Source organism: Streptomyces sp. NPDC001914 (genome assembly GCF_042891215.1).
GTDB lineage: Bacteria > Actinomycetota > Actinomycetes > Streptomycetales > Streptomycetaceae > Streptomyces.
This window is the reverse complement of sequence record NZ_JBIASW010000001.1, coordinates 44217-65882: the sequence shown is the minus strand read 5'-3', so window position 1 is coordinate 65882 and position 21666 is coordinate 44217. Positions and strand designations below refer to the sequence as shown.

17 protein-coding genes are annotated in these 21666 nt (G+C 69.0%); 5 read left to right on the top strand and 12 right to left on the bottom strand.

What is annotated here, in order from left to right; translation table 11 throughout:
* The first annotated feature begins 95 nt into the window (after positions 1-95).
* Positions 96-527, top strand: a complete 432-nt coding sequence (locus ACFYYF_RS00350) for a hypothetical protein (protein ID WP_388769697.1) — start codon at positions 96-98, stop codon at positions 525-527.
* A gap of 177 nt (positions 528-704) precedes the next feature.
* Here the strand turns inward: ACFYYF_RS00350 and ACFYYF_RS00345 are convergent, their stop codons facing one another.
* Entirely contained in the window at positions 705-1421 is a 717-nt protein-coding gene (locus ACFYYF_RS00345; RefSeq protein ID WP_388769695.1) for a hypothetical protein, read from the bottom strand.
* Positions 1422-2497: 1076 nt separating this feature from the next.
* Positions 2498-4504, bottom strand: a complete 2007-nt coding sequence (locus ACFYYF_RS00340; RefSeq protein ID WP_388769693.1) for a WD40 repeat domain-containing protein — start codon at positions 4502-4504, stop codon at positions 2498-2500.
* A 311-nt stretch (positions 4505-4815) separates the two neighbouring features.
* On the opposite strand from ACFYYF_RS00340, the gene ACFYYF_RS00335 reads away from it, so the two are divergent.
* A complete protein-coding gene (locus ACFYYF_RS00335; protein ID WP_388769691.1) occupies positions 4816-6873 on the top strand; it encodes a WD40 repeat domain-containing protein in 2058 nt (685 codons plus the stop codon).
* Positions 6870-8915, top strand: coding sequence for a PQQ-binding-like beta-propeller repeat protein (locus ACFYYF_RS00330; RefSeq protein ID WP_388769689.1), 2046 nt, complete (start codon positions 6870-6872; stop codon positions 8913-8915). Before ACFYYF_RS00335 ends, ACFYYF_RS00330 begins: the two co-directional genes overlap by 4 nt.
* A 171-nt stretch (positions 8916-9086) precedes the next feature.
* Here ACFYYF_RS00330 and ACFYYF_RS00325 read toward each other — a convergent pair whose 3' ends face one another.
* A complete protein-coding gene (locus tag ACFYYF_RS00325) occupies positions 9087-10139 on the bottom strand; it encodes a YbhN family protein (protein WP_388769687.1) in 1053 nt (350 codons plus the stop codon).
* Positions 10140-10479: 340 nt separating this feature from the next.
* Positions 10480-11967, bottom strand: a complete 1488-nt coding sequence (locus ACFYYF_RS00320; protein WP_388769685.1) for an MFS transporter — start codon at positions 11965-11967, stop codon at positions 10480-10482.
* A 156-nt stretch (positions 11968-12123) separates the two neighbouring features.
* Here ACFYYF_RS00320 and ACFYYF_RS00315 point away from each other — a divergent pair, with 156 nt between their 5' ends.
* Positions 12124-12729, top strand: coding sequence for a TetR family transcriptional regulator (locus ACFYYF_RS00315; RefSeq protein WP_388769683.1), 606 nt, complete (start codon positions 12124-12126; stop codon positions 12727-12729).
* A gap of 152 nt (positions 12730-12881) precedes the next feature.
* Here ACFYYF_RS00315 and ACFYYF_RS00310 read toward each other — a convergent pair whose 3' ends face one another.
* The 6 genes from ACFYYF_RS00310 to ACFYYF_RS00285 form a co-directional block, all read right to left on the bottom strand.
* Positions 12882-13547, bottom strand: a complete 666-nt coding sequence (locus ACFYYF_RS00310) for a response regulator (RefSeq protein ID WP_388769681.1) — start codon at positions 13545-13547, stop codon at positions 12882-12884.
* The gene (locus tag ACFYYF_RS00305) at positions 13544-14767 is read right to left on the bottom strand and encodes a sensor histidine kinase (RefSeq protein ID WP_388769679.1); all 1224 of its coding nucleotides are present in this window, start codon (positions 14765-14767) and stop codon (positions 13544-13546) included. The genes ACFYYF_RS00310 and ACFYYF_RS00305 overlap by 4 nt, the downstream gene beginning before the upstream one ends.
* 244 nt (positions 14768-15011) lie before the next feature.
* Positions 15012-15647, bottom strand: a complete 636-nt coding sequence (locus tag ACFYYF_RS00300) for a cytochrome b/b6 domain-containing protein (RefSeq protein WP_388769677.1) — start codon at positions 15645-15647, stop codon at positions 15012-15014.
* The gene (locus ACFYYF_RS00295) at positions 15631-16374 is read right to left on the bottom strand and encodes a molybdopterin-dependent oxidoreductase (protein ID WP_388769675.1); all 744 of its coding nucleotides are present in this window, start codon (positions 16372-16374) and stop codon (positions 15631-15633) included. The genes ACFYYF_RS00300 and ACFYYF_RS00295 overlap by 17 nt, the downstream gene beginning before the upstream one ends.
* Positions 16371-16574 (bottom strand): hypothetical protein, encoded by a 204-nt coding sequence (locus ACFYYF_RS00290; protein ID WP_388769673.1) that lies wholly within the window; start codon positions 16572-16574, stop codon positions 16371-16373. Before ACFYYF_RS00290 ends, ACFYYF_RS00295 begins: the two co-directional genes overlap by 4 nt.
* Positions 16575-16804: 230 nt before the next feature.
* On the bottom strand, positions 16805-18346 hold the full coding sequence (locus ACFYYF_RS00285) for a hypothetical protein (RefSeq protein WP_388769671.1): 1542 nt from the start codon (positions 18344-18346) through the stop codon (positions 16805-16807).
* 417 nt (positions 18347-18763) lie between these two features.
* On the opposite strand from ACFYYF_RS00285, the gene ACFYYF_RS00280 reads away from it, so the two are divergent.
* Positions 18764-19255, top strand: a complete 492-nt coding sequence (locus ACFYYF_RS00280; RefSeq protein WP_388769669.1) for a hypothetical protein — start codon at positions 18764-18766, stop codon at positions 19253-19255.
* A gap of 377 nt (positions 19256-19632) precedes the next feature.
* Here the strand turns inward: ACFYYF_RS00280 and ACFYYF_RS00275 are convergent, their stop codons facing one another.
* Together ACFYYF_RS00275 and ACFYYF_RS00270 are read right to left on the bottom strand one after the other, a co-directional pair.
* Complete coding sequence (locus tag ACFYYF_RS00275; RefSeq protein WP_388769667.1) at positions 19633-20379, bottom strand: hypothetical protein; 747 nt, start codon at positions 20377-20379, stop codon at positions 19633-19635.
* Between the two features lie 193 nt (positions 20380-20572).
* Entirely contained in the window at positions 20573-21001 is a 429-nt protein-coding gene (locus ACFYYF_RS00270) for a hypothetical protein (protein ID WP_388769665.1), read from the bottom strand.
* Positions 21002-21666 lie beyond the last annotated feature (665 nt).

Genomic DNA, 21666 nt, shown 5'->3' with positions numbered 1-21666 from the left:
CGAGGGTGGACAACGAGGTCGGACACGGGCCCAGTTGCAGTGCCTCGGCCACTAGGCCGTGCATCGGAAGTGAATCGTGCGCATAGGGTGTCGACATGTCGCTGAGCCGCATATCCCTCTCGTCCGGCCGATTGATCGAGCTCACCGAGCTGCGGATGTCTTCGACCTATGGGGGGATGTTGGAGGGCTACCCGTGTAAGCCCATCAACGATATGAAGGTCCGGAGCCTTCAGCGGCAGGCCGAACGCTCGTTTCCTTCCACGCCGGTCCATCTCGTTCCACCCTCCCGCGATTACCCGGAACAGACCGCCGGCGCCTTCGGCCCCGTCGAGATCCTGTCTTCCGTGGCCTGCATCGGCGCCTTCCGCTCGACAGCGATCGCTCCTGAGCTCGACCCGGTGCTGCACCGTTCTGCTCTCACTGTGGTCTGGTTTCAGACCGTCTTGACTGTCCCGTCGGGTGAGGACGCCGAACCTGAACTTCGCGGCCTTCGTTGGGAGGAGCTGGCCCAGGACTACGAGCTCTAGCGACGGGTGCCGGTCACAGTCGGTCCGGGGGCGTTGCGTTTCCTGCTACTCGCGTGTACCCGCGGTTCACCGTTGCTGCCCGCTGGAACGGGCATGAGGGGTCACGACGCCTTCTGATCCGTAGTTCGGCGGGACTGCCGTCGATGGCGCTTGGTGCGTCGCGGGTGCCCCCTGGGGTCAGAATGGCGGGTCGTCGGAGCAGCCGTCCGCCCAGAGGTGATCCATCGATTCGGGTCCCGAGATCCGTGGGTTGGGCAGGGGGCCGGGTTCTACACCCCAGATCACGAGGCACCGCTTGGCGAGGTATCGGTAACCCCGGTACTCGCTGGTGCTCAGAGTGCTGCGTACCAGCGGCACGAGCTCCGGGATGTGTACGGCCAGCTCGGGCGCGGCGAGCGTCATCGCGGCTGCGTGCACCGCAGTTTCCCGGATCAGAAGGTCCGGATCGGCAAGGAACGGCTGCGCTGCCTCGTAGATGAGCGGGAGGATGGCACGCACCGCGGCGACATCGTCAGGTTCTCCCGGGCCGTCTTCGTCGTAGGTCGCGTCATAGGCGAGGTCGCCCAGCCATTGCAGGAGTGCCGCGCGCATGGGCCAGCGGCGCTCCTCGTGGAAGTAGATCCCCGAGGTCGTCGTTCGGGGGTGGCCAAGGATGGCGATGACAAAGCGAACGGCCGGGGCGGTGGCGCCGTAGATGGTGTTCTGGTGGGTCACGGCCTGACCGAGGTTGTGTACGGCGGTTCGCTGAACGTCCTCGTCGTCGTCCAGTAGCCCCGCCAGGATGACGGGGGTCGCCGGGGCGGTGTTGGGGCAGCAGTGTTCGACGCTGTCCCAGTCCGTTGCCAGAAGGAGCGCCCAGGGGTCGTTTGCCCCACTGCCGTCATTGATCGTCACGGGTCCAGTGTGGCCTGCGGGCCAATTGTGGCCAAGGCCCGGTCGGTGCCCCTGTTGTGGAGACGAGGGGAGCCTTCGGCCTGTGGTCGACAACGCCGGAGGCTGGCTCCGAGACTTTCGGCAGGAGCTGCTATGGGGCGAGTATTCACGGCCCGCAAGCTCCCGGCGGGTCGGGCAGTCAAGGCGAGGAAGAGGGCGGCTACGGGGGTGAAACGCCCCGGACACGCTGGAACATTCGGTTTGCCTGTGGCCAATCAGCGGTCGGTCGGTTGTGGCAACGGCAGAGGTTCGTTGATGGAGAGTCCAGTCAGCCGCGGAGCCTCTTACGTGCCCAAAGAAGCCCGATCACCCCGCCGACAACGACCAGGTACACGGTCAGTGGCCGGTCGTTCAGGATGAGTCCGGGCATGGCGATGACGCCCACGATCAGAAGCCATCCGCATCCCGCCATCCCGATGTCCGCTGAATCAGGACGGCGCCTTTCGTTGTCCACCTGTTCCCCATTCGCTGGCTGGTACCTGATCAGCACACTACGCGCAATGGATGGTGGCCCCTCCGGAGAAGGCGTTGTGGTCTCCCCAGCAACCATGGCTGTTGCGCAGCGTGGCGTTGCCTATGTTGTTGCGGTACTTCCAACCGCTCGTCGTAAGCCTGGAATGCTCGAAGCGCAAGCAATCGAGATCGACTGGGTCGTCGCGGGAAGGGCTGGCAAGACGGTGTGGACAACGGCGGGTCGGGTTTCCTGTCTTGCGCGGTCCCCAGGGGTCTCTGTGCATGCTCGACTCATCCAACAGACTGCAACAAAGGACGTACCGGCGGCTTTTCTCGTCGAGTTCGTAACGGGGTCACGAGCGCGCTCCGTTCGGGGACTGCCGACGAGTCGGGCCGGACCGGCGTCGGGGCCGCGGGGCATGTTGGGGCGGATCACATCCGCGCGGATCGGATCGCGCAGGAACCCCGCCGCGTAGCCGCGACCGGGCTTCATTCTTTCGGGACGGGCCCGGACCAGGTGTCGAGTCGCCTCGCAGTCGCTGAAAGAATGATGCGGTTCAGGGCAGTTGAGGTAAATCGATCTCTCAGCGGTGATGAGTCAGGACCGCTATGTCCGCGCCGAAACCGACCACCAGTCGCCCGTCGGGCGCCACCGTCAGTGCCCGTACGCGGGAGGGAAACCCGTACGCACCGATCTGACGCCCCGTGCTTGCGTCCCACGTCCACACGGTTCGGCCGCCGCCGGCGGCGGCGACAGGGCGACCATTCAGCATGCCGGTCGCCCCCACACGCACCTCACTGGTATGTCCGGTCATCGGCGGTGCCAGCAGTTCGCCTGTGGCCAGGTCCCAAAGATGGACTGCTTCTGCCCTGTGGCTGGTGACGATGACGATGCGACCTGAGAGCTTCTCCAAGGCGAGTGCGCCTCGTTGCCGCGGCTGCACCCCGATCCATCGACTCGCCGGCAGGTCCCAGACGCGCCCTTCCCCGGTCACACCGACGAAGCGGTCATCGAGTGCCGCGAAGAACTCGATGGAGGGGCTGGTGTATTCACCGGTCGACTGTCCGTGCAGCTCTTCCCGGGTGGTCAGGTCCCACATCCGCACTGTTTTGCGCCAGTCGCCTCGCGTGAGGAGTGTGGGCCGTCCGTCGACCGTCCCCGCCGTCAGCAGGTCCACGCCGGTGGTATGCCTGGTCAGAGGTTCATCGAGCTGTCCCTCGCCTTCGAGGTCCCAGATACGCACTCTCGCGTCCGAGCCTCCAGTGACGATGACGAGGCCGCCGTCCACGACGGCCGTGGCGACCCCCGTCACGGAGCCGGCATGACCAGTCAGCCGGCTCCCCGTCTCCCGTTCGCCATCGAGGTCCCAGACGCGGACCGATCTGTCGTCGCCACCGGTGACCGCGAGTTGGCGCCTGTTCACCACCGCCGTCGCCACTCCCCGCACCCTCGCCTCGTGTCCCGTAAGAGGGGGCTGTAGCTGCCGGAGGGTGGGCAGTTCCCACACCTCGACCGGGCCGTCGGCGGATGCGGCGAGGGCTGAGGGGCGGTCGTGGAGCATGGTCACGGCCGCGTTTTCCACGAACCTAGTCCCGACGGGCTTGCCGACCTGCTCGCGCGTGGCCAGGTCCCAGACGTGCGCCTCATAGGCGTTGGCGCTGACAGCCATCGAACACTGGGACGCCGGATCCGTCACCAGGAAGTGCGCCCTGGCGTTGAGGTCCAGACTGGCACAGTGCCCTGCTTCCCCGTCCCAGTCCTCGTCGACGTCACCGCCGCCCTCCATCCTCCGGTCGGCCGCACAGTCCGCGAACACGGGAAGCTCGTCGTAGCGGTCGCCCCGGGCGCCGAACTCCCGTCCCGTGACCAGGTCCCACACGCGGACGGTTTCCTCCCCTGTGATCAGGTCCGTCGCCCCAAGTGCTCTGGAGTGGCTGGTGACAGCGACGGGACGGCCGTCCACCACCGCCGTCGCCAGAGCGGACACAAGGCCGGTGTGTATGGTCAACTGCTCACAGCGCTGGGAAAGGGTGGCCAGATCCCACACTCTCACTACGTCGTCGACGCAGGCGCCGACCACGACCGGCCGACCCTCGACCATTCCCGTGGCCACCGATTTCGCCCAGGAGTCGTCGTCGGCGGAACAGGTTCGGACCGCTTCTCCCGTCACCAGATCCCATACCCGGACGGTGTGGTCGTGGCCGACGGTGACAGCGACGGGACGCCCGTCCAGCACTGCGGTCGCCAGCCCACCCACGGCGCCGGGGTGAGCGGACACGGCCTTGCCCAGCCGGCTGCCCGTGGCCAGCTCCCAGGCGTGCAGCGTGCCGTCCTCGCATCCCGCGACGGCGAGACCGTGGCCCTCGACGACCACGGTTGCCAACGCGCTCAGCTTGGCGGGCACGAGGAACGCGTACCGCAGTCGGGAGTCCAAGTCGCTGCCGGTTGCCCATTGCACGACCCACGGGTCATCCATCTCCCGACGGACTGCGACCCGGGCGATTTCTCTCGCCAGCTCCCGGTTCCCGTACCGGGCGGCGTCCAGCGCCAGTAGTTGCCGCCGCACCCTCGCACCGGCGTCACGGTGCACATGTCCCGACGCCCGGTACACGGCAGCCGCCAGCACCTCCTCGTGCCCGGCAGCGCCGTCCAGGCCCGCGAGGATCAGCTCCGGGTCCCCGTGCACCAGCCATCCAGGATCGGTCAACCGGCCTCCCACGGGGCCGACTTCACGGTCCGGACCGCTGTTTCGGAGTTCGTCAGACATGACCGGCATGGTAGCCACGCCGCCTCGGGGTTCGGCTCAGCCCAAGGGGGCGTCGACCGGAGGACGAGCTGAGGGAGAGGCGGTCGGACACCGAGCCGCCTCCTGATGTCAGTGGCGCCTGCGAGACTCGTTCCATGATTCCGAAGCTGCCCTTGGACCACCCTCGTTGGCGTGGACTTGACGGTGTGAAGGTCGAGGAGGTGCGGGTACTCCTGGAGCAGCTGGCCTCCGCGGCTGCAACCGGGGGCGGCGACGCGTGGCGCCGGACCTGGACGGACCTGTTCGCCGGTCTGATGGATGATGGAGTCGTCGCCGACGGTGCCTACGCGGCCCTGCCGCACCTCGTCGAGGCGGCAGCGGCCCTGCCTCCGGGGCAGACCGTGGACTTCTGGGTGGACCTAGGATTCATGGTGACCGCCGACTACCGACCCCCCGTCCCGGCCGACCTCGAGGCGGCTTTCCAAGCCGCGATGCTGCTGGCCGAGCGGGCGGCGACCCGGAGCTTCCTCGCCGCCGGCACTCCCGAGAGGGTCTGTGCCCTACTCGCCCTCGCCTGCGTGGCCCTGGCTGGCCATCACATCGGCGGGGCGCTGTGGCAGTTGCCGGACCACCGTGAAAGCGGGCTCCTGTTGTCGTGTCCCGCTTGCGAAAGCGACACGGAGATCACCGACTTCTCCGTGGACCCTGCGCGTCCGCCCCTCGAGGCTTCCCCGCTGCCCGCCCCCACTAGTGTCCGGCAAGAAGAGCATCCCTGGGGCGAGGTAGCGGCGGCCTTGCGGGAGGATGCGATGGGAGAGGGCTGGGAACCCTTCCTACGGGTGGCGCGCGACGTCGCGTCGAGAGGGGTGCCCGCAGAAACCCCAGGACATGCCGTCCTGTGCCTCGTCGCCGGAATGGTCGCGGTCAGAGGCACCCCGAAGGGGACCGCAGGAGAGCCGGCCCGCCGACTGATTTCGCTCACCGGGCACTTCCGCTGTTGGGACTGCGAGCGGACGTGGGCGATCGCGGACGGTCTCGCGGAGCCCCCGGACGGTGCGCTCTCCCAGCCCCGTCCGGATCTCGCGCGGACGGACTCCGACTTGGCGGTCGCCGGGGTGGAATCTGCGGCGGCCGGGGGAACCAGCCGAGCTGCGACCCGGTTCCGACAGGAAGGGAACCAGGTGGTCGCGGTCGACGGCACCCCCTGGGGCCGCGTAACGGCGTTCACCGATTCCGTGCCCGGTTCGTCCGGGGGCGTCGACGCCCTGGCGGTGGTGTCCCGGCCCGGCCGACCGACCTTGGTGGCCGGCGGCGGGGACAAGGGTGTGGTGTGCCTGTGGGACGTGACCGACGGCCGACTCGTCCACGACCCGCTGCCGGGACATCGTGACGCCGTCCGCTCCATGACTTCCCTGCCCCTGCCGGGCGGGCGGGTCCTGCTGGCGAGCGGAGGTGACAGCGGGACGATCGCGGTGTGGAATCCCCTCACGGGGCAGCCGCTTCGAGAACCAGTCGGTGACTGGCCCGGCGGAGTGACCGCGATGTGCGCCGCCGTCGTCCCCGGCGGCCGCACCCTGCTCGTCACCGCCACCCCCCGCGGCGCCGTCCGGATGTGGGATCCGGACAGCGGTGAGTGCGTCGGGCACCTCAACCCGTACGGCAGTCCGATCCGATCGGTCGCCGCCGTCCCGATCTCCGCCGACCACGCGTTGATCGCGGCCTCGGACACCGCCGGCCGCGTTCACATGTGGGATCCAGCCGTCGAGGACCCCTGGGACAACGGCGCTGCCGTGCAACTGAGCGCACGCGCGCTGGCCGATGCCGGCCACCGGGTGACGGCCGTTGAGGCCGTCACGACACTTGACCGATCCCTGCTGGCGACGGCGGACGACCTCGGCGTCGTCATGCTGTGGGATCCGGCCACCGGTGCCCCGGTCGGCGATGGTCTGCCCAGTTCCACAGGCACCGCCGGCCCGCCGCTCATTGCCGTCGGCCGCCCGCACGACGGTCGCACGGTTCTGGTCTCCGGCACCCGTCACGGTCAACGGCTGCGGGTGTGGGAGCCGGAGACCGGCGCGGTGCAGCACATCGCCTTGGACGTGTCGTTCACCAGTCTGGCCACTGCGGGCACAACCCTGATCCTCGGCCATGAGCACGGAGTCCTCAGCCTTCCGCTCACCAGACCGGACGGTGCCGGGGAGGGGAAGCCATGACTGATGTCGAGGTGAGTGAGGTGAGTGACAGGACGCTGTGGAGAGTGCCGGGCGGGGGCGTGCTGTACCGCACGCCTGCGTTGGCCGACGGCACCGTCTATGTCCTCGACGACCTCTTCGGTCTGGCGGCGATCGACGCGGACACCGGGCAGCGGCGCTGGACACTGAGCGTCGACGCCGGGATCGGAACATCGCCGGTGGCCGACGACGGCGTCGTGTACTTCGCCGACACCGTCGGCTGTCTGACGGCGGCGGACGCCGCGACCGGCGAGGTGCGGTGGAAGTGGAGAGCACGCCGGTCCAAGATGTCGAACCCGACGGTCGCCGACCACGTCGTGTACTCCGTCGCGCACGACGGCACCATGTGGGCGGTGGACGGGCTCACCGGCCAACCGCTCTGGAATGCCAAGGTGGCGGACCATCACACGCCCAACGATCCCTCGCCGGCAGTGGCCCAGGGGTTCCTGTACGCGGCCGTTGGAGGGCGCCTCCTTGCGCTGGACGCCGCGACCGGAAGCAGGCGTTGGAACGTGCGTCCCTTCGGAGGCGTTTCACGGACGCCGACGGTGACTGGCGGCGTCGTATACGTGGGGAACGATGAAGGCCTGGTCGCGATGGACGCGGAGACGGGCGCGGAATGCTGGCGGTCGTCTCCCGGAGCCGCGTGGGCGAGCCCCGCGGTGGACGAGGGCATCGCGGTCGTCGGTGTCGAGGGCTGGTATCTGATCGCGGTGGACACCGGGACCGGTCAGGAGAGGTGGCGGGTGAAGACCCGCGGTGAGATCCACGCGACGCCTGCGATCGCCGACGGCACGGTGTACGCGGGCAGTCATGACGGGCGTCTGTGGGCGGTGGACGCTGCCACGGGCGGGGCACGCTGGAAGGTCAGGACCACCGAGCCCGTGCACTCCACTCCGTTGGTCGGCGGTGGCACGGTGTACATCGACAGCCTCGATGAGCATCTCTACGCAGTACGGGCCCATCGGCAGGGTGAGGCACCCGTCAAGGGCCACCGCGCCGCATCGGCCCGTCCGGCGCCGACGACTATCCCTGGGGAATCCAGCTCTGTTCGGATCTCCGGCACAGTGCGCTGGCGGGTGCAGATCCCGAGCTCCGGGCTCCTCACCGCGGCGGTCGCCGACGGCGTCGTGTACCAGCCCGGCAACCGTGACCTGTTGGCGTTGGACGCCGCCACCGGCGAAGAACGGTGGCGAGTGACAGCCGCCTTCCCTTTCCACTCGTCACCGGTGGTCGTCGACGCCACCCTGTACATCCGTAACGGCAAACACCTGTGGGCCGTGGAAGCGGTCACCGGCCACGTGCGGTGGAAGCGAGCCACCGACTACGCGGGAGGCGCCCGGCCGACGGTGGCCGACGGGACCGTGTACCTGACCGTCGGCGACAAGATCTGGGCCGTGGACGCGGCCACCGGCCGCAGGCGGTGGAAGCAGCGGCTCAGGCCGCGCTACCCGCGCTCCTACGAAACGTTCACGTCCGCCGCCGTGGCCGACGGCCGCCTCTACATCTCTCACCCCCGTGACTCCCTCTGGGCCATGGACGCCGCCACGGGAAGCAGACTCTGGCAGGTGAAGACCGACGCCTCGCCGCACACCACACCGGTGGTGGCCGACGGCACCGTCTATTCCGGCTGCCACCACGGCCTTGTCGCCCTGGACGCCGTCAGCGGCGAACAGCGGTGGAAGCGGTCCTTCGGCGACCCGACGTGGTCCACGCCCGCGGTCGTCGACGGGACCGTGTACATGGGCAGCAACGGCTGGTACGTGCGGGCCATGGACGCTGCCACCGGAGCAGAACGCTGGAAGCAGGAGACCGGAGCCGCCGGGGAGTCGTCGGCCACGGTGGCGGACGGGACCGTGTACATCGGCAGCGAGGACAAGTCGCTCTGGGCGCTGGACGCGGTCACGGGCGAGGAGCGCTGGCGCCTGCGGACCGGTGGGGAGGTGTCAGCGACGCCCGTGGTTGCGGATGGGACCGTGTACTTCGCAAGCGAGGACGATTTCCTGTACGCGATCCACACCTGAAGCCCTGTCCCGGATCGCAACCCACATTCCGCCCCACGCTTCGCCCCATGCCGGGTCGTGGTGGTCGGCGGGCACACTGGAGTAACCCTTCTGACGCGGGCGTTGGCCTGCCGGGGCAGACCTCGGGGCAGGGCCTGCAAGGGTGCTTTGCGGAAGCCCGATTCACGGCCGTCAGCCCGCTGATCCGTGCCGCTGTTCGAGCCTCGTCCGCCGGAGTACGAGTCCCAAGGTGATCCATCCGGCGCCTATGACGAAGCCGAGGTTGATGAGCCGGTAGAGGACGACCGCGGCGATCGCGGTCGGAGTGTCGAGTCCGCCGGTCATCAGGCCGAGGACGAGCGCGTTGTCGATGATGCCGAGGCCGCCGGGGACGATGGTCACGGTGCCCGCGGCCATACCCGCGCAGAAGGCGAGCAGGAGCTGGGCCGGGGTGACCGCCTGGTCGGTGACGGAGCGGAGGCACAGCCACAGGCAGACGGCGTCGAGCAGCCAGTTGAGCAAGGCGTACGTGACGGCGGCGGTGGCGTGCCCCGGGGTGAGGCGCGCGGCTCTCAGCTGGTCGAGGAAGGCGCGGATCTGTTCGAGCCCGTGGTCGCCGGGCCTTCGGCGCAGACGGTTTGCTCGGGTCAGTGCCGTACGGACCAGCGACAGCAGTCTTTCGGGGTGGCGGGTGATGTGGCGGACGCCGATGGTGATGAGCAGGATTGCGGCGGTCAGTCCTGCCAGGGTCGGCCATGCGGGGGTGCCGTGGTCGGCGAGTGCTCCGAGGGCGGTGACCATGGCCAGGGCGGCGGTGGAGAGGATGCCGGACAAGGCGATGCACCAGGAGGCGACGGCCGGGGTGGCTCCGAAGCGGCGCATCTGCTGGTAGTTGAGCTGGGTGGAGAAGAAGGCGCCGCCGGGCAGTGTCTCGTTGAGGGAATGAGCAGCGTAGGTCAGGGCGAGTTCGCGGCGCAGGGGAACGTAGAGACCGGCGGAGAGCAGAAGGCGGCGCTGCATCCGGGCGTAGGCGCCCATGGCCGCCACGGCTGCGGCCAGCGCGGCAAGGAGCCAGCCGAAGTGTGGGGCGCGCAAGTGGGTCAATGCCGAGGTGAGTGCCGTCCGGCCAAGGGCGAGTTCGACGGCGAGCAGGCCGAGGGCGGCGGCTATGAGGCAGCGCCGCAGCCACGGGTGGCCGTGGCGTCCTTCCGGCCGGCTCAGACTGCTGTCGAAAGTCATGGTCATCTCTGGTGGTGGTTGATGGCGGCGTCAGCGAGCGCCCCGGCGGGCCTTCGGGGAGGTGGCGGTGTCCGCCGGGCGAAGCGCACGAGACGTGGCCCGGCGGCGGTCTCGGGAGTTCGCCCGCGGGGATCCACTGCCCGGTGCGCGGCAGTTCGCGTACTCACCCTCCGGGCGCCCCTGGCCGCCAGCTGATCGGTGGTCCATGAGCCTGGGCTGCGGTGTGGAACCGGCCGCGTTCTGGAGACGACCGTCGCCGTGATCGTCTCGATCACGGCGGCGGCCTGTGCCTACCAGGGTCATGGCCGGCCGTCACCCGTCGGTGTCGGAGCGTTGACGAAGGCGCTCAGACGACCGCGGGGGTCTCCGCGTGCTTCTGGAGGTCGCCGGTAGCTGCGTCGTGCCGGCGGAAGAGCAGGCCGGTGACGATCGCACCGAAGGCGAAGATGCCGGCCGACCACCAGAAGGCGGTGGTGAAGCTGTGCAGTTGGGCCTCGGCGAGCAGGTTCTTGCTCGGTGCGTGGTCGGCCACGTAGGCGGTCGCGGCACTGGTGGCCAGGGTGTTGAGGAGGGCGGTGCCGATGGAACCGCCGACCTGCTGCATGGTGTTGACGGTGGCGGAGGCGGCACCGGCGTCGCGCGCGTCGACCCCGGCGGTGGCCGCGCCGAACGCGATCGGCATCACGTGCCCCAGGCCCAGGCCGATGACGATCAGGGGCGGCAGAATGTGGGCGGCGTAGGAGGAGTGAGCGCCGATGCCGGTGAGCCAGACCAGTCCGGCCGAGGCGAGCAGCATGCCCGCCGGGACGACGGCACGCGGGCCGAAGCGCGGACCGGTCACGTTGGTGGAGACCTGCGCGGAGACGACGAGCGCGGCGATCATCGGCAGGAAGGCCAGCCCGGTGCGCACCGGGCTGTATCCCAGGGTGACCTGGAGGTAGTAAGTGAGGAACAGGAAGATGCCGAACATGCCGATGGCGGAGACCAGCATGGCCGAGTAGGCGGCGGCCCGGTTGCGGTCGTTCAGGATCCGCAGGGGCAGCAGCGGGTTGGCGGCGCGGTTCTGCCAGAGGGTGAACGCGGTGACCAGGAGAACGCCGATGATCAGGAAACCCCAGGTCATGGGGGAGTCCCAGTCGTGGCTCTCGGCGTTGGACAGGCCGTAGACGATGCAGAACAGTCCGGCGGAGATCAGGACGGTGCCGAGCAGATCGAGCTTGGGCTTGTCGCGTCGTCGGCCGTCGTGGAGCAGGAACGTGCCACCGAGCAGGGCGAGCGCCGCGAAGAGCAGGTTCACGTACAGGGTCCAGCGCCAGTTCAGGTGCTCGGTGAGCAGGCCGCCGAGCAGCAGTCCGATGGCGCCGCCGGTGCCGGCGATGGCGCCGAAGATGCCCAGGGCCTTGGCGCGTTCCTTGCCGTTGGTGAAGGTGATGTTCAGCAGGGTGAGAGCGGCCGGGGCCAGAACTGCTCCGAAGATGCCTTGCAGGGCGCGGCCAAGGACCAGGAGGTCGAAGCTCTGGGCGGCGCCGGCCAGGGCGGAGGCCAGAGCGAAGCCGGCGGCACCGATCATGAAGACGCGCTTGTGGCCGAAGAGGTCGGAAAGACGCCCCCCGATCAGGAGCAGGCTGCCGAACGCCAGCGAGTAGGCGGTGACGACCCACTGGCGGTCGGAGTCGGAGAAGCCGAGGTCGAGCTGGGCGGAGGGAAGGGCGATGTTCACGATGGTGGCGTCGAGCACGACCATCAGCTGGGCGACCCCGATGACGGCGAGTACCCACCAGCGGCGGGGATCGGCGGCCGTGGCCGGAGGCGATTGCGACGGAACGACGGGCATGAGGCACAGACTCCGGTGTGAGGAGTGAAATGAGGACGCCCGGTGGCAGGATCGACCCCAGGCAGCGGTTCGCTAAACTGAATCCATCAGGTGCTGGATTAGTTCGAATCCTGCACTTGATGGATTGCCGTGTCAAACACTCCAGGAGGCTTCGCCATGACCGCACGCCCTCGCCTTGGGCGCCGCCCCGGGGAGTCCGTCACGCGTGAGGCGATCCTGGAGGTGGCGCGGCGCAAGTTCGCCGACCTCGGCTACGACCGCACGACCATGCGCGGCGTCGCAGCCGACGCCGACGTGGACGCTTCCGTGGTCTCGCACTACTTCGGTTCGAAACAGGGCTTGTTCACCGCGGCGGCGGCTCTGCCCTTCGAGCCGGAGGCGGTTCTGGCCGAATTGCTGGACGGCCCGCGCGAGACCATCGGCCACCGACTGGCCACTCTCGCGCTGCGCATCGTCGAGACCACCGACGGCCGTCTGAAGATCACGGGGTTGATCCGGGCGGCGGCCTCGGACGAGAACGCCGCCCGCCTGCTCCGCGACCGGATCACCGGAGAACTGCTCCTGCCTCTCGCCCAGGAGCTGGACTCGCCGGATGCGCAACTGCGGGCGGCCCTGGCGTCATCGCAGATGGTCGGGCTGATCATGGCCCGTCACATCACCGGGCTTCAGGTGCTGGCCGACACCGACGCCGCCGTCCTGGCCGACGCGATCGCGCCCACGCTGCAGCGCTACCTCACCGGGCCCCTGACCGGCGCACAGTAGGGCATCGCTGTGGGGTGCGAACCTGGGGGGCACGCGAGCGGGTCCCCGGCGGCTCCGCGAGGACGGTGTGCTGACGGAGCAGCGCGCGGGCATGGATCGCCTCCGTCTTCAGCTCCCGACTTGTTGCCTGCCGCCTGCCGCCTGCCGCCTGCTCACTGCGACGGGTGGACCAGGCCTCCCTCGTAGGCGGCGATGACCAGGTGAGCCCTGTCCCTGGCTCCCAGTTTCACCATGGACCGGTTCACATGTGTCTTCGCCGTGAGGACGGAGATGCCGAGACGATCGGCGATCTCGTCGTTCGACAGCCCCATGGCCGCCAGCGTCACCACCTCGCGCTCGCGCGCGGTCAGGCTCTCCAGCATCGACGCAGCATGCCGCGCGGGGCGACGGCGGGCGGTGAAGCGTTGGATCAGCGACCGTGTCGCCGTGGGTGACAGCAGCGCGTCGCCGGCGGCGATCGTCCTGATCGCGTCGATCAGTTCCTGCGGGTTGATGCCCTTGCCGATGAATCCGCTGGCTCCCGCTTGCAAGGCGTCCGCCACGTGCTCGTCGGTCTCGAACGTCGTCAGGATGAGTACCTTTACCCCGGCCAGCGCCTTGTCACCGGTGATGATCCGTGTCGCCTCGATCCCGTCGAGGCCGGGCATACGGATGTCCATTACGACCACGTCGGTCGGCCGGGCCCGGACTTGGTCCACGGCGTCCGAACCGTCGGACGCCTCACCGATGACCTCGATGCCCGGCGTGGCCTCCAGCAGGATGCGGAAGGTACCTCTGAGCAGCGCCTGGTCATCGACCAGGAGTACGCGGATGCTCATCCTCCCTCCTGAGGGCTCGACGACGGAAGGCCGTCGGAACCGATGGGCAGCAGCGCGTGAACGCGGTAGCCGCCCGACGTCCGGAGGCCGGCGCGGAGGGTTCCACCCACCGCGTGCACGCGTTCGGTGAGGCTGATCAATCCCAGGCCCGTGCCGGATCCGTGACCCGGTCCGGAGCCCCCGTCGTCGGTGACGGAGACCTCCAGGTGGGTCCGGAGGTCCGCGACGACCACCGTCACACGCGCATCGGCCACGTGTTTCCGCGCATTGGTCATCGCCTCCTGGACCACCCTGTAGGCGGTCAGGTCCGTCAGCGGCGGAAGAGAGGCGGGCGGCCCGTCGCAGCAGGCTTCCACGCGAAGACCGGCATGGCGGAACGAGTCCAGCATGGCCGGAAGGTCACGCAGTCCGGGCGCAGGGGTGAGGGGCTGCTCGGAGTCGTCGGCCTGACGCAGCAGGCCGACGGTGGCGCGCAGTTCGTCCAGCGCCGCTCTGCTGGTGTCCCGGATCTGCCCGAGGGCCAGATAGGCGGCCTCGGCATCCTGACGGACCAGATGATGGGCCACGCCTGCCTGCGCGTTGACCAGAGTGAGGTGGTGCGTCACCACGTCGTGCAGTTCCCGGGCGAGGCGCATGCGCTCGGCGACGACCTGCCGACGCGCCTCCTCTTCCCTGGTCGCCTCGGCGTGCTCGGCGCGCTCCTGATAAGAGACCAGCAGTTCGCGTCGACTCCGTACGGCGTCCCCGACAGCGGTGGGCAGTTGGGTCCATGCCAGAAGCGCGAGGTTCGACTCCACGGCCGACAGCTCCGGGCGTACGACGAACGCGGCGGCGGTCATCACGACCCCCACCCCCACGCCGGTGCGCACCGCGGTTCGACGGTCCGTCCGGGCCGCGAGGAGGAAGAGCGCCGCGACCGCCGGTGCCGGAGGCGGCGACGCATCGGGTACGACGGCGAGAAGCACCACGCTGGTGGTGGCCGTTGCCCACGTCGTCGCTCGTGGCCATCGGTGGGCACACAACACCAGCAGACTGCAGAGAGCGGATATCGCCCCGGCCGTACGAAGATCGGTCTGGCCCTGGTGCGACACCAGCATCATGATCGGACCGGTGATGAGCACGCAGCAGACGGCGGCCACGGCGTCCACGGCGAACGACCGCCGTGCCGGACGGTCGGCAAGGCTCCTCACCGCCGCCCGGAAGCCTGCGACTGTCGCCATATCCCTTCCCCCATATATCCCTTCCCCCATGTGTTGTCGCGCGTCACGCCCCGGCGAACGCCGGTGCGACCACTGTGCGATCCGGACATCTCCGTCACCGCGCTTCGCGGCAGCGATGTCGGGATGGAAGCCTTCGGCGGTCTTCGTCTCGGACTGATTCGCCACCTGCCGCCCTTCGGAACGAGCCTCGGATGTCACGGCTGCGGCGGCTACAGGATGACACCCACCCTGACAAGGGGGTGCCTCAGGGCTCCCGGGCTGCCGCCGGCGCCCGGTTCTCCTCCTCCCACAGCGGGTGGTGGTGACGCGCCCAGTCCCGTGGGACCTGCCCGGTGCGCAGCCCACGGCGCGACTGCGCGTCGCGGACGGCCATCCGTATGTGGCCGAGGACCAGAGCCGCGATGAGCAGGGCCAGCCAGTCGTGGACGAAGGTCGCTCCCGTACGCCACACGATGGGCGCGAGGCGAGGGAACCACAACAGCAGTCCTGTGCCCATCATGACGAGCAGAGCCCCGGCCAGCACGTTCGCGTACAACTTCTGCCCGGCGTTGAACTTTCCGGCTGTACGCGGCCGCCCGTGAAAGGCGGCACGCACCCAGCCGCGGTCGTGCGGGCCGAACCGGTTCAGGCGGCTCAGATCGGCACGGAACGCGCGGGAGACCAGGCCGGCCAGAAGAGGTACGGGCATGGCGATGCCCGCCCACTCGTGCACGGTCACCAGCAGCTCGCGCCGCCCGACGAGTTCGGCGAGCACCGGCAGGTAGAGGAAGGCGGCGGTGACGAGGGCGGTTCCCACCAGAGCGGCTGTGCCCCGGTGTATCCAACGTTCGGCGGTGGTGAAGCGCTGGATCAGGTCCGGCTGTTCAACTGGTCGGGTCATCATCGCGTCCGTTCGACTTGCCGACCCAGCCGTCCACCGCGTAGCCCCGACGCTCCCAGTAGCCCGCCTGGACGCGCTCGGTGACGGTGATGCCGGACAGCCACTTGGCCGACTTGTAGAAGTACATCGGGGCGGCGTACAGGCGTACAGGCCCGCCATGGGCAGCGCTCAGCGGCTCGTCCCGCATCTCGTAGGACACCAGCATGTCGTGGCGTCGCGCCTGCTCCAGGGTGAGGCTTTCGGTGTAGACCCCGTCGAAGCAGGTGAAGCTCACCGCTGCCGCGTTGGACTGCACTCCGGCGACGTCGAGGAGAAGAGACAGCCGTACCCCGGTGAAAGCCGTGTGGGGGACGCGCCAGCCGGTGACGCACTGCACGTCCCGCACCAGGCGGGTGCTCGGCATGGCCGTCAGTTCGTCCAGTCGGTACGAGGCGGGGTGGTCCACCAGACCGTCCACGGTCAGCCGGTAGTCCTCGGCGGAGAGGTGCGGGACCTTGTCGGCGACGGAGTAGAAGCGGAAGCCGCCGCCACCGGGCAGCAGTGAGACAAGGCCCGTGGGGTCCTTACTGGCTATCCCGGCGAGGGTGTCGTCAAGCCTGCGTTGTACGGGCGCGCCCTCAGCCACGCCCAGGGCGCCGAGCCCCAGCGCGCCGAGGATGATCCGTCGTCCGACGGGCCTGTCCTCGCCGTGCCCCCGGCCGGAGCCGCCGGCACTGTTCGCGCTCACCGTCGGTCTGCCCGCAGCTTCCTGATACCGCCGACCAGGAGCGTCACACCCACGACGGCCACGACCAGGCCGATGCCCAGCCACTGCGATTCGCCGGACATCGCTTCACTGTTGTCGACGACGCCGGAGCCCTGCAGTGACCACACCACTCCTATGAAGAGCAAAAATGTTCCGACGACGGGCCGTACCCACTTCTTCATCTGCTGCTCCCTGGATTCCGCACGCGTCACCTGCGACGCGTCATGTCGAACGGCACCAGTCTCCCTGCGCACTGCTCCCCGGCAGTCATCCGCAGGAACGGAGTGGGGCTACCACTGTTGCGGTGGACACCACGGCCGCGTACCACGGCTGTGGTACGCGGGAATGAGTGCGCCCTTGCGGGATACGGAACGACACCTTGCCTCCGGGCGAAGGCGTTCGAGTGGGGTGTCTAGCGCCGCCCGGCCGGTCGTACGTGGCTCTCGGCGAGGGTGCGCAGTTCGACGCGGGTGAGTGCGGGGTCGGCCGCGGTGTCGATGGCGCGGCCTCTGGGGAGATAGCGGACGCCGTCTATCTCGCAGATCAGCGGGCCCACGCCGGTGTCGTGGATCAGGGCGTCGCCGACCGGAGCGGGGCCGCCGATGCTGCGGCGGCCACTGCCGCGGGATCGTGAGATCCACTGGATGAGCACCGGTGCCGCCACATCTCCGCCTTCCCGGCGGAACAGCACCAGCGCCAGCTCGCCGGGACCCTGGCGCAGCCGGACGTAGCGCATGGGTTGCCATGCGTCGTCCCCGGCCGCGGAACGGGCGGCACGCAGTACCGGGCCGCAGAGGGCGGACCGATCGGTGATGAACCAGCCGATCCGGGCGAGGCAGGCGATGGCGACCGTACCGAGTACGAGGAACCGCCAGTGCCCCAGGTCAAAATAGTCATCGAGGACAGCGGCGCAGGAGAGCAGCAGCAAGAACCAGGCGTTGGTGCCGAGGAGGGTGATCAGCACCCAGACGCGCGGCGAGACCGACGTGCGGCCGACGCCGCGGCGCGGCGGAGTCACCCGAGGACCCGGAGCATGGCGATCGTTGTGCCGGGCCGCGGCAGCGAGGCTCGCATGGTTCAGACCGTCATCGAGGCTGGGCCAGGTCTCTTCGTTCTCCAGGTCTTCCTTGTCGTTCGGGGCCGCTTGTGGGGTGCTCGCAGGGCCGGCTCGGAGCACCGTCCGAACGCGCCGGGCGCAGGCCAGTGGGCTGACGATCAGTGCACCAGCCGCGCCCAGCAGACCGGGGACGCCTCCGAAGACCGCGACCACGATCAGCGAGGTCAGTGGATCCAGGGCCTCACCCAGGAAGGGCCAGGGCAGGGCGATGATCGGGATGTGGTCGCCTGGACGGACGTCCGCCGTGTCGCAGTCCACGGTCGTCATGTGCGAACCACCGTCCCAGCTGACGATGCAACCGTCCTCGTCCCGGGTCGTACGGACGACCTCTGCGGAGGTGTGTTCCCCGAGCAGGGCGAAGTCCGCGGCGCACAGGCCCACGAACAGGGAGACCACGAGCGCCAGCACCGACCAGAACGGCGCGGTCGGCAGTCGTGGCCGACGGGCGAGCCCGAGGGTCGGTTGGGTCTGCCCGCCCAGCCAGGCACCGATCGTCCGCGCGTCGTGTGTGGCCAGGCCCAGCCGCAACACCTGACCGGAGGGTGTCCGGTAGCGCAGGCCGACCTTCTCGAAGGGAGGTTGGGCGAGGTTGGCGACCGTCGCGTCCACGACCTCGCCGCCGCGCGGCAGGACAGTGGCGTTCCCGGAGCGGTCGAGGAAGACGGGCCCGTCGAGGCGCGGGTCGGCCAACATGCGGCCCTTGCGGCCGTCGAGTCGACAGCGGAAGTGCACGGCCCGCCCCGCCGCCAGGCCGCGCCGCCTCCTCGCGGCCGCCCACCGGGTCAGCCTGGCCATGATCAAGGGGAGAACCACGAGGGCGACAAAGCTGCCGATCATCGATTCCGTCGTCTCTTCAGCTGTGAGTGATCGGAGAAGCGTACGAGTGCTGCCCGACGATCCGGCCCCGGGGGTGCCCCCTGGGTCCTACGCCCATCGCGTTCGTAGGACGAAGTGTCCGGCATTGCAGGCGCACGCCGACGAAGACTCCTCCAACTCCCTTATTCTGACGGCCACTTCACCAAGTTGCACCTCTCGGAACGGGAAAGGCCCTGTGTTCGCCAAGGGCACCGGCCGCCGTGGTGCCGCCACGCTCGCCACGGTCTTCAGCCGCGCCCAGTCGCGCCCAGTCGGGCCCAGTCCGCCCGGACGCGCCGCCGCGCGGTGGTCGTACGCTGTCTGGTTGCCCCTGATCCGCGTCGGTGCTCACCGCGAATGCAGCCAGCAGCCGACGGAGCGACGGGAAGGAATCGCCACATGACCGACCAGCCCTTCGACGACGAACCCCCCGAGCACCTTCGTTATCGCCGCTACCTGCAGGATCTGGAAGAAGTATCGGAGGCGGACGAGGTCGCGCTGGTGGTCACCGTCCTGAACGATCCGGACAAGTCGATGGGGGAGGCCGCGGTCAACCGCCACCTCGAGCGTCGGGCCGCCCGCCTGCTGACCGACCCGGCGTTCACGGCGTGGGCTCAGACCTTGACGACGGTGATCGGGGACCGCCCTTTCCTCGCGCGCCGAATGCGCGAGTGGACCCTGCTCCGGGCAATCGCGCTGGACGAACCATGGACCGCGGAAGAGCTCACGACCGGTTCCGACTGGTTCCAGCGCACGGCCGCGATCGAACTCGCCGCCACCTCACGCGAGGCCCTCGCCCTGCTCGCCGAACGGGGACGAACCCATCGCGTTCGGAACGCGGCGAGCCGCCGACTGCAATCCGCGTCAACACCGGCGAGACCGGCACCGTGATGCCTCGCCCGGTTCGGACGTGGTGGCTGGGGTCGTCCCCCGGGCGCTTCTGCGGAATGGGAGCGGTAGGTGCCGCTGCTCTCTTCCCCCGGAGCAAGTAGCTGCGGTAGAGGCGTGACGGCGCGCTGCGAATCCTGGAGATGAGGCCTGATGCGGCAGGTACTGGATTACGCCATGACCTGAGCTCGGGGAGCTTGGGTTCTCGGCGGGAGGCTGCTTGGCCGACCTGCGGCGGAGCGGGCGCGGAGCCTGGCTGATCGGTGGCTTGGTGCCCGTCGTTCCCCGCCCGTTCTGGCACGGATATGGCACGCGCGACCTTGGGGCGGCGTGTCTCTCACCTGGTGCCATGGTCCGCAGGTGCGTCGCGCGCGTATCGGTCAGAAGGGAGGTTCGAGATCGCCGCGGCCATCGCTGTGCGGCCCCCGATCCTCGGCCTCCTCCGAAAGAGGCTCCGGGCCGGGCGGATGGTGACCCCATGCTTTGAGGGCCCTCCACGCCGCGCGACGGTTGGGGTCGTTGCTGCTGGTGTCCAGGATGCTGCGCGCCTGCACGGCGAGGTGAGCACGGTGCCCGGCGAGTGCGGGATGCTCGGCGAGGAGGAGCGCGGCGACGACGGCGGCTTCCCGCACATCCTCGTGGCTGTCATACAGGAAGGGTGCGACGGCCCTGTAGAGCATCGGGCGTAGGTCCCGGAAGGCTGCCACGGTCGTGCTGCGGGTGAGGAAGCCGGGGTAGTACTCCTCGTTGCGGGCGACGATCTCGTCGGAGGCGTCGTGAAGCGTGGAAGCCAGCCAGCCCAACAATGTCGCGCGGATGGGGGTGTCGCGATAGGGGCGTCGTGTCATGGCTGCCGGGTGGGTGAGGATACCGGCGACGTACATGACGGCCGGGACGGTGGCTTCGTAGATGGTGTTCTGGTGGCCGACGAGCTCGCCCAGCTCCCACAAGGTGGTGACCTGGACCTTGGGATCGGGCTCCAAGAGTTGCGTCAGAACCTTGGGAAGCTCCTCACCGGACCCGAAAGCCGTCTGGAGCGAACCCCAGTCGGTCTCTGCCAGGACAACCTGGTAGGGCGGCAAGTCAGGCTCGCGGGGCGCCCCGGTATGAGAACGAAGGTGGGTCACGGGCCAAACCTAGACCGATGTCAGCCGTGGATGTCAGACCGCTCTGCCATCCTGCGCCAGTGACCAAGACGTGGACCGCCTTCTGGGCGCTGATAGCCAGCCTGAACGGCCACCCACACCGGCGAGTTGCCCGCGCCAATTCTCCAGCCCCCAACCCTCACGAAGGGCCTGAGGCACATCTTCCCGCTCTACGTCACCTGATGGAGTCCAGGTAGCCGGCGATCAGAATCCACATGCCGACACCCGCGACGCAGGGGATGACGATCAGAGCTCTCGCAATCATTCCCATCGGGAGCATGTCGTCCGGCTTGCTGCCGCGGGTCTCCCGATCAAGCACGAGCTGCGCCAGATGCCGTCGTCCCCAGCCGAGCCCCAACGGCAGGGAGAGAGCGAAGCACGTGTATGCGACCAGCAACTCCGCAGTCGAACAGCCGAGTCCGAGACCGATCAGGGGTATGCCCACGACGAAGATGAGGGGACGCGCCGCCCAACTGATCTTCGCCCGCGGCGTGGGCATGACCGGAACGAAAATCGCCAGGAAGTACGCCGTGGCTCCCAGGGCGGTCAACCACCACACCCATGGGTCGACAGAGACGGTCAACCAGTGAGTGAAGTGGTTCATGCCAACTGTCCTGCCCTTGGTGACGCCGTGCATCTTGACGGCGAATCACGCCATCATCCTGGCCGAGCGTGACCGTACCCGACAACCGCGTTGGGAGCGAGGTTGGGGGACTCCGGGCGTGACCTGGGGACCCCGGCCCTTGGGCAGAGTGGGGCCGTGCGCTCCCTGGCGACCCTCGGTTCGCCATGAGTCCCCGTCCGTTCCGGCACGGAAGTGGCACACCCTGCGACCCCTCGATGCGAACTCTCGGCGGCGAAGGTCATCGACGGTTCTGGGCCTGCTCAATCAGCCGTGTCCGGCCTTTGAGGTACAGCCCCGGTCACTGAGGTTGCTGTACTTCCGTGCTGTACAGCTTCGGCCTCCTGGCAGGAGTCGGCGAGGTCGTTGCGGCTGGGCTGGGTCTGGCCCAGGACTTGCCCGTACTGGGCTTGGGTCTATTACGGCCCCCCTCTATTCCCTGTGGTTCCCCCGCATAGACGACGCAGCTGTCTGTACGGCCCGGAACCTAACGAGGGAGACTGCGGGCATGGGGGATTTACTCAGCAATGGCTCGGACCGACCGCCCTGGAGACCGCCGCGTCGGCTGATCGCTGCGGCCGCCGCCGTGGCCCTGTCCGCGGGGCTCGTGGTGGGCATCGTGGCCGTGAGCGGGCCCGACGAGCAGG